12 protein-coding genes and 1 pseudogene are annotated in these 11,839 nt (G+C 62.2%); 7 read left to right on the forward strand and 6 right to left on the reverse strand.

Annotation, left to right across the window (positions count from 1 at the left end):
• The first annotated feature begins 131 nt into the window (after window positions 1-131).
• From ACM608_RS05805 to ACM608_RS05835, 7 genes are all read left to right on the forward strand, one after another.
• Complete coding sequence (locus ACM608_RS05805; RefSeq protein WP_419682310.1) at window positions 132-2,519, forward strand: TonB-dependent receptor; 2,388 nt, start codon at window positions 132-134, stop codon at window positions 2,517-2,519.
• Window positions 2,520-2,627: 108 nt separating this feature from the next.
• Window positions 2,628-3,077 carry a nuclear transport factor 2 family protein gene (locus ACM608_RS05810; protein WP_419682311.1) on the forward strand — a complete coding sequence of 150 codons (450 nt, stop codon included), beginning with the start codon at window positions 2,628-2,630 and terminating at the stop codon, window positions 3,075-3,077.
• Window positions 3,078-3,082: 5 nt separating this feature from the next.
• Complete coding sequence (locus ACM608_RS05815) at window positions 3,083-3,916, forward strand: enoyl-CoA hydratase-related protein (RefSeq protein WP_419682312.1); 834 nt, start codon at window positions 3,083-3,085, stop codon at window positions 3,914-3,916.
• A gap of 1 nt (window position 3,917) precedes the next feature.
• On the forward strand, window positions 3,918-4,688 hold the full coding sequence (locus ACM608_RS05820) for an enoyl-CoA hydratase-related protein (protein WP_419682313.1): 771 nt from the start codon (window positions 3,918-3,920) through the stop codon (window positions 4,686-4,688).
• 22 nt (window positions 4,689-4,710) lie between these two features.
• Window positions 4,711-4,935, forward strand: coding sequence for a dodecin (locus ACM608_RS05825; protein WP_419682314.1), 225 nt, complete (start codon window positions 4,711-4,713; stop codon window positions 4,933-4,935).
• Window positions 4,936-4,957: 22 nt separating this feature from the next.
• Complete coding sequence (locus ACM608_RS05830; RefSeq protein ID WP_419682315.1) at window positions 4,958-6,130, forward strand: flavin reductase; 1,173 nt, start codon at window positions 4,958-4,960, stop codon at window positions 6,128-6,130.
• 17 nt (window positions 6,131-6,147) lie between these two features.
• The gene (locus ACM608_RS05835; protein WP_419682316.1) at window positions 6,148-6,663 is read left to right on the forward strand and encodes a nuclear transport factor 2 family protein; all 516 of its coding nucleotides are present in this window, start codon (window positions 6,148-6,150) and stop codon (window positions 6,661-6,663) included.
• A gap of 188 nt (window positions 6,664-6,851) precedes the next feature.
• On the opposite strand, the gene ACM608_RS05840 is transcribed toward ACM608_RS05835, so the two are convergent.
• The 6 genes and pseudogenes from ACM608_RS05840 to ACM608_RS05865 form a co-directional block, all read right to left on the reverse strand.
• Window positions 6,852-7,964 (reverse strand): nucleotide kinase domain-containing protein, encoded by a 1,113-nt coding sequence (locus tag ACM608_RS05840; protein WP_419682317.1) that lies wholly within the window; start codon window positions 7,962-7,964, stop codon window positions 6,852-6,854.
• Window positions 7,961-8,911, reverse strand: a complete 951-nt coding sequence (locus ACM608_RS05845) for a TylF/MycF/NovP-related O-methyltransferase (protein WP_419682318.1) — start codon at window positions 8,909-8,911, stop codon at window positions 7,961-7,963. Before ACM608_RS05845 ends, ACM608_RS05840 begins: the two co-directional genes overlap by 4 nt.
• Window positions 8,908-9,171, reverse strand: coding sequence for a hypothetical protein (locus ACM608_RS05850; RefSeq protein ID WP_419682319.1), 264 nt, complete (start codon window positions 9,169-9,171; stop codon window positions 8,908-8,910). The genes ACM608_RS05845 and ACM608_RS05850 overlap by 4 nt, the downstream gene beginning before the upstream one ends.
• Complete coding sequence (locus tag ACM608_RS05855) at window positions 9,098-10,483, reverse strand: thymidylate synthase (protein WP_419682320.1); 1,386 nt, start codon at window positions 10,481-10,483, stop codon at window positions 9,098-9,100. The genes ACM608_RS05850 and ACM608_RS05855 overlap by 74 nt, the downstream gene beginning before the upstream one ends.
• 121 nt (window positions 10,484-10,604) lie before the next feature.
• Window positions 10,605-11,255 (reverse strand): annotated as a pseudogene (locus tag ACM608_RS05860) (hypothetical protein).
• Window positions 11,255-11,749 (reverse strand): TIR domain-containing protein, encoded by a 495-nt coding sequence (locus tag ACM608_RS05865; RefSeq protein WP_419682321.1) that lies wholly within the window; start codon window positions 11,747-11,749, stop codon window positions 11,255-11,257. The pseudogene ACM608_RS05860 and the gene ACM608_RS05865 overlap by 1 nt, the downstream one beginning before the upstream one ends.
• Window positions 11,750-11,839: the final 90 nt, after the last annotated feature.

The raw sequence follows: 11,839 nt of genomic DNA on the forward strand, positions 1-11,839 counted from the left end.
AGTCTCTTCTGATCGACGCCCTCAGTCAACTTTACTGTTGACCAGATTGAGCGAATCGTCAACGTTGACGTTGAAGGCGGTCCGGGAGGCCGCCTCGGATCGAGGCTCAAGACCTTATCGAGGGGATTCTGATGTTCTTGCATATCATTTCACCGCGTGCCGCCCTGCTGGCCGGCGCCGCTTTGCTGACCGCTGCTGCACCCGGCGCGGCGCAGAGCCCTGCAGCCGCAGGCGCGGCCCCAGCGGCAAGTTCGAGCCCGAACGTAGAAGAAATTGTCGTGACCGCGCAAAAGCGCGAGCAGAAGCTGAACGACGTCGGCCTGACGGTTACCGCAGTCAGCGCCCAGGCTCTTCAGGCGCGCAACATCACCACGCTGGCGGACATCGCTCAGGTCGTTCCCGGACTCGTCTTCTCCACCAGCGCGTCCAACACGCCAGTGTACACGCTGCGCGGCGTGGGCTTCAACGACACCACGCTCGGCTCGTACCCCGATGTGAGCGTCTATCTGGACGAAGCGCCGCTTCCGTTCCCAGTGATGACCAAGCTCACTGCCTTCGATCTTGAGCGCGTCGAGGTGTTGAAGGGGCCGCAGGGCACCCTGTTCGGCAACAACGCGACAGGCGGCGCGATCAACTACATCGCTGCGAAGCCGACGAAGACGTTCCAGGCTGGCGCGATCTTGGGTTACGGCCGCTTCAACACCATCGACGGCGAAGCATATGTCAGCGGCCCCGTGACCGAGACACTCTCTGCTCGTGTCTCGGGCAAGGTGACGCGGGCGGATGGTTGGCAGCGCAGCTTCACCACGGGTGAAAAGACCGGGAACACCCGTAATTACGCGGGCCGCGTGCAGCTCCGTTGGGAGCCGACGGATCGGCTGCGGGTCGCGCTGAACGCGAACGGATGGCTGGAAAAGGGCGAGCCGCCAGCGGTGCAGCTCATCGCCGTCCGCAATCAAGGGCCGGCAAATCCCGTGACGAACGCGCCGATCGCGCCGAACAATCCGCGTGACGCCGACTTTAGCTCGAACATCAACCCGTATCTCGACAACCGCTTGTGGCAGGGCATCGGCCGCATCGACTACGACTTCACGGATGACCTGACGGTCACATCGCTCACGTCCTACACCGACTATGAGCAGAAGATGGCGTTCGACGGAGACGGTACCGTCCAGAACAATGCCGACTTCCGCTTCTTCGGCGGTGGGATCAAAAGCTTTTCACAGGAACTGCGCCTCGCAAATGGCGGCAGCGGGCCGTTCCGCTTCATCGCGGGCCTCAACTACTCGTCTGACAAGTCCAGGGACACGTCCGAGCTCGACTATCGCGATTCGACGATCAACACCGGCACCGCTCCGTTCCTTGGTGGCATCTTCCGCTCCGCGTTCCGGGCCAATCAGAACATGAAGAATTATGCCGCCTTCGGAAATGTCGAGTATGACGTCGGCAATCTGACATTCAAGGGTGGCGTCCGCTATACCGAGTCCAAGCGGAAGGCGAACAGCTGCTTCTTCGGCGTCGCCGCGGAGGGCTCGAACGCGCCGTTCGCGCCGCTGTACACCTTCTTCGCCAATCTACTTCGCGGGCAGCAGGGTTTGCCCCCGATCGCGCTGACCCCCGATGACACGCTCGGCTGCCTGACCATCAACTCCACGGGATTGCTTGGCGGCGCGCCGACCTACCTTCCGGGTGAGTTCCTGGGTAAACTGAACGAGGACAACCTTTCTTGGCGCGCGGGCGTCGATTTCAAACCGCGTCCAGGTATGCTCCTCTATGCGAACGTGGCGAAGGGATACAAGGCTGGTAGCTTCCCGTCGGTCGCCGCTTCGACGACGCAGCAAAGCCAGCCTGTCACCCAAGAGTCGTTGATGTCGTATGAGGCGGGCCTCAAAGCCTCGCTGATCGATCGCACGTTGCAGGCTAATGTGGCCGCGTTCTACTATGATTACCAGGACCGTCAGATCCGTTCCAAGATCGCGGACCCGAACTTCGGCCTCCTAGATGCTCTCGCGAACGTGCCGAAATCGACGGTCAAGGGCTTCGAGATTGAGTTGACGGCAACGCCGGTTCGCGGCCTCAATGCTTACGCGAACTTCACCTACATCGACGCGAAGGTGAAGGAGTATGTCGGCATCAATCCGGAGACCGGAGCCGTCGGGCAGAACTTCGATGGGGCGAAGTTGCCTTATACCCCGAATTACCAGCTCTCGACGGGTGTGAGCTACGACTTCCCTGTGTCCGACTCTCTCAACGGCTTTGGTGGTGCGGATCTGACCTTCCGGAGCGATACGTCCGCCTTCATCGGCGCGTCGTATCTGTTCGAGATCAGGGACTACACGCTGGTGGACCTTCGCGCAGGCATTCGCGATTCCGCGGATCGCTGGTCGTTCCAGGTCTGGGGCAAGAACGTCTTCAACAAGTACTATTGGGACAACGTCGCATTCTTCTTCGATACGGTCACACGTTGGCCGGCGCGTCCTGCGTCCTACGGAGCGACCTTCAGCGTCAAATTCCGCTAATCTGCGCGCGCCGGCCGGTTCAGCAAGGTCGGCGCACGCTTCCTTCTATGTCGTTGACACCCTACCCGAGCGTAGGCACGGTCAACGAAAGTGTTGACTGGAGCTTGTATGACCGAGAGCAAACTCGTCGAAATGCGTGCTATCGAACGGACGATGTTCGACTATTCCTATCACCTCGACATGAACCATCCCGACGAGCTGGCCGCACTTTTTGTGGACGATTGCGAGGTCAGCTATGCGCCCAATTTCGGCGCCATCGGCATGGAAGCGTACAAAAAGACGCTGGAGGGCATCGGCACCTTCTTCCGGGGAACCTCCCACCACAATTCCAACATCTGCATCGACTTCGTGAACGATGCCGAAGCGAACGTTCGCTCGATCGTCCTAGCCATCCATCGCTACACGAAGGAGCGTCCTGACGGCATTCTTTACGGCCAGTATTTCGACACCGTGGTCAAGGTCGACGGGCAGTGGAAGTTCAAGCGGCGCGAGCTGCGAACCACGCTTACCACCGACTACCACGTCAAGGCGTTCAACCCGATCGGACGGGCGGAGTAGACGTCGTGTCCGCCTATGAGACGATCCGGCTCGACCACGAACCCTCGATCAGCTGGATTGTGCTAAACCGGCCCGAGGCGGCAAACGCGCTCTCACCCCAGCTTCTCGGCGAGTTTGCCGATGCGCTTGGCAAGCTCCGGACCGAAGGCGCGCCGGTAATCGGGCTGCGCGGAGAGGGGAGGGGGTTCTGCTCGGGTATGGATCTCAGTGCCTATGGTGGAAGTGACACCGGGCCGGCGGATCCCATGATCGATCAGGCCAGGCTGCAGGACAATGTCGGACGCTGGCTGTTGATGTGGGACCATCCGAAGCCCGTGATTGCGGCCGTGCATGGCTACTGCATGGCTGCAGCTGCACAGATGTGTGTCTTTAGCGACATCACGATCGTGGCGGATGATTGCAGGATCGGGGAACCGACCATCCCCATCGGCGGCGGATTCATCGCGCCGACCTGGGTCTCTTTGGTCGGTGCGAAGCGGGCGAAGGAATTCGCGTTCGTGCCCGGCAACTGGATCGACGGCCCGACAGCCGTCGAATGGGGCTGGGCCAACCATTCTGTGCCGGCGGATCACCTTTTGTCCTCCGTCCGCTCGCTTGCGGAGCGCATCGCGCTGACCCCGCCAGACGTCCTGCGGTTGAAGAAGCTGTCGATCAATCGCGCGGCGGAGGCAGCCGGCTTCAAACAGGCCTTGTCCGGCATCGCCGAGATTGATGCCCTTCTTCATCTGGCGCCAGCCGTCCTGGAGGTGCGGGCCCGCATGAAGGAGCAAGGCCTCAAGGCCGTCATTCAACAATACAAGGTAGCGCCGACGAGCCCGATCGTCGTGCCTGGAGATTAAGATGGCAGATGTAGAATTTACCAAGGACGGTCATGTTGCGCGCGTCCATCTCAACCGCCAGACGACGCTGAATGCGATCACGCAGGAGATGGATGATCTCCTGCTCGACGCTTGGAACGCGATCAACGACGATCCGGAGATCTGGTGCGCGATCCTGTCGGCGGAGGGGGAGAAGGCCTTCTGTATCGGGGCCGACGTGTCGGGCGGTGCCGAACGCAAGACGCGGATGGCCCTTGGTGGCGGGCTGACCGGCATCGGCGGCCCGCTCGTAACCTTGAAGAAGCCCCTTATCGCTGCGGTTCAGGGGTTCTGCGTGGGTGGCGGGTTTGAGCTGGCGATGTGCGCGGACATCATCGTCGCCGCGGACAATGCGCAATTCGGCCTGCCGGAGACCAAGGTCGGTATCATCGGTGAATGTGGCGTTGTGCACCGTGCTGTCCGTCAGCTGCCGCACCATATTGCCATGGGCATGATCCTGACCGGCGATCGCATCAAGGCGGATGCGGCGGCTCAGTTCGGCTTGGTCAACGAGGTTGTGCCCTATGCCGACCTTGCCGCAACGGCGCAGAAATGGGCGGGCAAGATCACCGCTGCCTCGCCGCTCGCGAACCAAGCCGCGAAGGCCGCGGCGCTTGGGCGACTTGGTTATCCGCTTGAGGTCGCCCTTATGACGCGCTTCGAGGAGATCGAGCGCTACGCGGAAAGCGACGACAAGCGCGAAGGTGAGATCGCAGGCGGCGAGCGACGCAAGCCGGTATGGACGGGTCGCTGAACCGGATGGCGGAAGAGGCGATATGAACGACCACATCTATAGGGTGATTGAGGTTGTCGGCTCATCGACCGAGAGCAGTGACGACGGGATCCGCTCGGCGATCGCACGCGCCAGCGCCACGCTGAATGACATCCGCTGGTTCGAAGTTGTCGAGACACGTGGCCACGTCGAGAACGGTGCAGTTTACCACTTCCAGGTGACGTTGAAGGTTGGTTTCACGTTAAATGAGCCGGGCGCAGGGGTGTGACGGCCTTTCGGATCATGTATTGATGTCGCAGCTCCCTCGGCCGACGGTCGATCCGAAACGCTATCGGCAGGTCTTGGGTCAATATCCGACTGGCGTGTGCGTTGTGGCGGGCCGGCGCGACGACGGCGAAATCGTCGCGATGGTGGTGGGTTCGTTCACTTCGGTGTCGTTGGACCCTCCGCTTGTCGGCTTTTTCCCTGATCGAGGTTCAAGCAGCTGGGCGAAATTGCGCGATTGCGAGCACTTCTCCATCAACGTTCTTGCGGCGGATCAGGAGACTGTCTGTCGTAAGCTGGCGTCCAAAGACCCGGACAAGTTCGCTGGTACATCGCATCGTCTAAGTGAGCGCGGTAATCCAATCTTGGATGGTACAGTCGGGTGGATCGAGTGCGACCGTCACAGCATCTCAGATGCGGGCGATCACGAAATAGTGCTCGGCCGGATTAGCGACCTTGATATCGGCAGCGGTGGTCTTCCTCTACTATTCTTTCAGGGCGAATACGGTGGGTTCAGCCCTGCATCCCTCGGTGCGGGTGAGGGGAGCGGGTTGACGCTGGCGCAGCTCAAGGCTGTCGATCAGGCGCGGCCAATCATGGAGCGGCTTGCTCGTGAGCTCGACGGCAGGTGCATCGTCAGCGTGCCGGTAGGGGACTCGCTTGTGGTAGCGGCGAGCGCTGGTCAGGCTCGGGATGGCGGCACCGCGACCTTGGTGGGGCAGCGGCTTCCCTTCGCATGGCCGACCAATTCGATCTTCCTCGCCGGGAAAACGGCTTCAGATAAAGAGGCTTGGTTCCTTCAGAACTCGGATGCGGAACGTATACCCGCAGCCTTGGCGACCCTGAAATGGGTGCGTGATCGCGGCTATTCGGTGGGTCTGCTCAACGACGCTCATCGCGCCTTTGTCGCCCGACTGGCACATCTCGGGGAGGCAGGTGAGCACGGTCCGCCGCTTACGAGTTTTATGAACGGGCTGGTCTACGATCCGCCGGAACTCACGCCCGACACCCTTAGGGCGGTCAGGCTCGTTACCGCGCCAATTCGCAACAATGATGGCGATGTTGCGATGGCGTTGACCTTGTTCGACTTCGGTCGACCGACCGGGGCTGATGGTATCGAGGGTTATATCGAAGCGGTTGTCTCATCGGCCAACGCGGTGAGCGTGTCGTGCGGCGGGGCTCACCCTCGCGCATCCTGAACATGTCGGAGAGGAAGATGGATCTGGAATCACGCGTTCGGCGGCTGGAGGATCGCGCTGCGATCAGTGACCTCGTAGTCGGCTACTTCCTCGCGGCAGACGGCGACGACATGGACGGTGTGTCGGCCAGCTTTGCGCCGGATGCGACATTCAGCTCATCGGGTGTTGCAAACGCGAAGGGGCGGCCGTCGATCGCCGACTTCATCCGTTCTGCGCGTCTCCACATGGGTCTGACGGTGCATACTCCACATTACGTGCAACTTGAGTTCTCCGAGAGTGATCATGCGAGCGGCCTCGTGGGTGCTCACCTAGAACTCGATCTCGACGGCACCCCTGTGTACGGCGCGGTCCGCTATGAGGACACCTATGTGCGTCTTCCTGATGGGTGGAAAATCCAGACGCGCGACATGAGAGTAATCTTCATCGCTCCGTGGTCGGAGGCCGGTAATGCTCTGGCGGCTGAGGCTGCAGTGCGTTGGCCAGGAACGTCGGGGTCGCCGTCCGATTACGCCCGCGCGTCGGTTCGGAGCTAAGTGGTGAGATAATCCGAGCGCCGACGTCCGAATTGTGAAGGTGTGTCCTGTTGCACCCTGTGTGCCATCCTCCCCGGCCAGGACGCGCCTGTTGTACCGATCTCAGAACCCCACAACCGCAATTGGTGGAAAACGGAATGGCCGCTTTAAGAAGGCAACCGCTGTAAACGCTCCTTCGTTCAGCTAGCTCAGTCTAGCGCGGTATCGAAGAGGTCGCGCATGCCCCGGTCGTCGCGGCTCGCGCTTCTGGCGAACCTTTGTCGTATGCCCGGTCGGTTGCCAAGCGCTTCGATCTCCGCCGCAGGTAAGTAGACCATGGCGGTTAGCCCCCACTTGGGCGGAAAGAACATGTCGATTGGCTCGCTCGATCCGCGGTATCGCGCCTTGATTCTGCTCATCGCGCTGGTGAGCCCGGGCACTGCTTCGCGGCAGTACTTGTCGAGTTCGCAGAACAGGCCTTGGCAGTCGATCGCGTGCAGCGGCCGGCCGAACAATCCATGAAACGGTAAGCCGAGGCGCGCAAATTCCGCGTCCTGATTGTCGACCATCCATAGAATAGCGTCGGACGGCGAATGGTCACCCAGGTGGGTGAAGGCCTTTTTCAGCCCGCGGAGCGCGCCCGGGCCGGCCTGGGTGTGGTCGTTTTCACTGAATGCCGTCAGTTCAGAGTAGTTGATGTCGATGGCGGTCTGGTATGCCATGAAGGGCCCGAGCAGCGGGAAGCTCTGTAGAAGCTCCACGACGTCGCGTAGGTAAGGCAATTGCAGGACCCGTTCTGCGCACATGCTCTCCAGGAACATGTGCTTGAACAGCGCAACGTGGTTCCGGTGCTTCTCCTGGAAGCCGAAGGCCTTGTTGGCGCATAGGATGAAGGCACCCGTATAGAGGCCGCCGTTGCGGGCCTTGACCTGGTCGAGCGCCGTCTCAAATGCGCCGGAGCGGAGGTGCTCTAGCCTCGGCGGACCGCCCAGCTCATCGACTACCCCCTTCCACGTCGCGATGTTGCTGAACGTGCGGAAGGCCGTGATCTGGAAGACGCGGTCTTGAGGCGCCGTTTCTGGGTGGTCGTCGTAGGCCACGTGCCGAATGAGGTATTGTGACACGCGGTCCGCCGCACGAAAGACGTTGCAGAACTTGAAGGTCTGCAGGATCGGGTCGGGCGACCAGGGCCAGCCGCTGCCCGCAAGCCGGGCCTCGAACGCCGCCTGGCGCTTCGATGCGAACTGCCAGTAGAGGTCGTAGACGCCGGCGCGTGGCATCGGCGGTGCGCGCCGCACGAGATGGCTGCCGGTTGAGCTCATTCCTGCCTCAGGAATACACCGGTGCCGTGCAGGTTGAAGTAGCGTCGACCCGCAGCCAGAGTCATCGCCGCTATCCGTTCGCCGATGGTGTCGAGGTGGCGATCGACGCCTGTCCAGTGATCGAATACGATGGCGCCGCCCACCTGAGTGCGATCCGCTATGACCGCCAGGATCGCGCTGGCCGACGTAAAATTGTCCGTGTCCACAAAAGAGAGCACGAGCCGTTCGTCATTGAGGCGCGCGCATGTCTCCACTACGTCTCCTTCGACGATCTCAACGTCGCGGTCCGCGAACATGGCGCGCAGCGTGCCCACGTCGAGGAATACGCAATCCGGATGGGCGTACATGTCCAGTGGGCTGCGCTTCGACGGAAAGCCATCAAACGTGTCGAAACCAATCACCTTCCAGTCGGCACCGAGTTCCTCAATGAAGCGGGACATGAGCATCGTCGTGCCGCCCTTGAACATGCCGAACTCGGCCACCACGCCGGTAAGGCCCCGCGCGCAGGCGTTCCTCAGGCACTGATAAATGTGCAGAAGGCAGTTGGGATAGCCGTTCGCGAACGAAGGGATGAGGGCGTCGCGCCGGACGCGGTCGAACAGCTCGTCCCGAAATGCGAAGTGGCCGAAGCCGGCGATGACGATGGTTGTGGTCGCGGGAACCAGCCCGGCTACCGCTTGGAGGAGAGGCTCCTTGCCGTCGTCCTCCGCGATGACGATGACGTCGGGAGTCGCGGACGCGAGTTCGGAGAGTGGGAGTATGGAGCCGCCCGCTTGCGCTGCGTATCGACCGACGAGCGTCGCGGCCCCCTCCGTGAAGATCGGATCGGCGGCGAATTCGATTGCCGCCGCCGACCAGCCAACTATCGCAATACGGGCGCCCGGATCGCGCTTAGCGAGGGTCTGCACGAGGCGGCTCCGAAGGTCGGTCGTGATGTTGAGCGTCATTTCGGAGCTTTGTGCCGGAGGAACCGGGCGACCGCCTCTCTGTCGCGCCCAGCCAGCAGCGCTACAAGTTCGCCGGCAAGCGTGGACATGAGAGCAGCGGTCTCGAGGCGATCCCCGGGCAGGGCGTCGCTCTCCGCTCCGCGCCAGCTACGATCGAACGCTTCGACGATTTCCCGTATGATGGTTTCAACCTCGCGCCCGCTCGGCGTCAGATCCAAGCGGTCGATGAGCAGATCGAGGTTGGCGTCGTGGTCGCTCAAGGGCTCCAGAGCGTCCGTTGGGATCAATGTGCCCGGCGCCATCCCCTCCGCCAGGAAAAAGCCGGTACTTCTCCACATAGACGAGGAGGTCTATCGCGGTGTCGAGCGCCGTCTCGCCCGCCATGAGTGCTCTGGTGGCGACCAGCGTCTCCAGCCGATCGACCTTGCGGGCGATGTTGGGCTGAATGCTGACCAGTTCGCCCCGCCGCTTCCACGCCCCGGCATAGGCTCTGTTCTTCTCCGCGTGCAGCCGCTTAATGGCGTCCCTCACGTCCTCGTCGAAGATCTCGGCTGCCGTTCCGGCGGCGGCGAAGAATGCCGCGACCTCCTCTTGCGGGATGCACTCAAGGATGGCGGGGCGGCGCCGGCCGAGGTGTCGGTAGGCGGCCACCACGTGATCGGCGGCCGGTAGTTGGCCGAGTTCCCAGACCAGTCGCCGGTCGTCCCAGACCTCCGAGGCCCACCTTAGGTGAACGAGCGTGAGTGCGGCATCGAGCAGCGGGTCTCCCACGGAGCCGAAGCTGCCGATCGGCTGTCCAGGATCCGTGGCGACGGCCTGCTCCAGAGCGAACCAGCGCGCGAGCCTAGCGGCAAAATCCACCCAGGGGGTTGCAAACGGATGCCGTACGATCCCGAAGTCATACGGCGACGGCCAGCGCGCCGCCTGCACGATCCTGCCCGCGCGATCGACGTGCCGGTCGTACAGGTGAAGCGACATGGCGAAGTAGTTCGCGGAACCGACCTCCACGCCGAGCCAGAACGCGAGCATCTCCTGCAGAATGCTCCACTCGAACGAGTTGACGCCCGAAAAGCCCCATATCACGTCGTTGCTGCGCAGCGTGACGCTCATCTCGAGCCGCTTATCGCGGACGATCCATCCCAGCCAATTGGTGCACGGGATGTCCTTCGACTGGACGAAATCGCGGTCAGGATCGAAAAGCGACATGACCGCGCGGCGGCTGGTCGGGTCTTCGGTCAGCAGCCGCACCGTCTCGGCGATCTGGTCGCGCCCGTTCCAGTTCCGCAGGCGCGGCCCGTATGCGGCGCGCCAAGTCTCCCCGTCGTCCGAAAATTCGAGCGCCCTGGGTAGGTACCTCTCTAGCCAGGCGATGTCATCCCGGCCGGCGAGCACCCACATGGTCTCCGCGACCTGCGCGAAGACGTCGTCGTTGCGTTCCGGCACGAAGAGGTAGCGCTCCAGCGGACGCTCCAGCCGCGTATGGCGGGCGACGACCTCGCGGGTTTGCGAGCCACGCACTGAGATCGTCGATCCCGTGCTCAACAGCTCTCCGACGATGTCTACCGTCGCCACGCTGATGTTGCGGTAGGACGTCACGCCGGCCCACGGTGTTCGGTGGCGCGGTGGTATCGTCGCGCGGCGTCCGAAATCGATGGACCGAACGGCCGAGCCGCGCCGGGGGAAACCATAGCCGTCAAACCATCTTCCGCTTGACGTACGAGAACGTCTTACCGGTCTTGTCGAAGTCGATGGGGTCGCCGACGATGGGCGTCGCCGCGGCTGCCTTGAGCCCCTCGATCCACCTGATGAGGTGCGCTCCCTCTTCCATTGTGAACTTGCGACGGTCGCGCGAATTCTTCCAATACCTAAGCCCGACGAGTATTTCCTGCGGCACGGCGCGCGCCTGGTCACCGAGATAGAGGAAGTGGTCGGACAGCAATATCCGGTTTACGCGCGTGTCGTGATCCCGGTTCAGATCGCATTGCAAGCCGCCGGGAAGGCTGTGCACAGAATCCTCCTGGACCCAGTCGGCCTAGGGCCCGTCGCGATGGTAGATGTTGTCGCCGACCTGCGCCTTCTGCGAACCGTTCCGCGTCGCCTTCCGCCCGGCGAATTCCGCCGAACTCCAGTATTCGTCGAAGTCGCTGATTCTGGTGACACTCATCGCGAATACGAGCCGCAGCGCCGGTGGGAGCTTGGTGCTGGTCAATCCGACCACCCAGTCGTCAAGCTGCGCTGTCCTCCTGATCTCCGGTTTGCAACAGGCCAGGCTGCAGACGCCTCCAAACGGGTTGGGCGCGAAGCCCAGGTCGTAGCTGACGGCGTAGACGTGGACGTGCGGCATCAGGCGGCGCAGCTGCCACGCGCGCCATCCCCCGAGGTAGCGCGAGATCCGCCTTCCGGTCGCTCGAAGGGGGAACTCGTGCCGTCGATCGCGTCGACCACGTTCTCGGAATTCCAGCCAACTAGGGCATCGCCGTACTTCTTGAACGCCTCGGGGATGTGGTTCTCGCGCCCGCCGCGCTCGTAGACCCCGACGATCCGCTTGCCTAATTCGTGTGCCTTCCTGATCTCCCAGTTGACCCATGGTCGCGCGTGGGTCTCCTTGCCGATGAGCACCACTACCGTGGACGCCCAATTCATCTTCATCCGCAGCAGGCGCTTGATAGCGTTGTCGCTCACGCGACCCTCGTCCAGTCGACGCTGGTTGGCCGGCTTGGCGCGGATGGAGCTGTTGCGGATCTCATGACCGCTGCGCTTGAGCATGTCGGTCAGGCCGCTGACGTGGGCGTCGTCGGCATGGTGGTGGCTGATGAAGACGTGGCGACGCTTTGCCATCGGAGAGACATCCTCGCTTTTCCACCCGAACTCCACTGGCATTCAGAGGCGGGAGATTTGTTCCATCAACGTGCTCTCACCTTGCGTAAC

The sequence above is a fragment of the Sphingomonas sp. ID0503 genome, from assembly GCF_048565625.1.
Lineage (GTDB): Bacteria > Pseudomonadota > Alphaproteobacteria > Sphingomonadales > Sphingomonadaceae > JBLZUR01.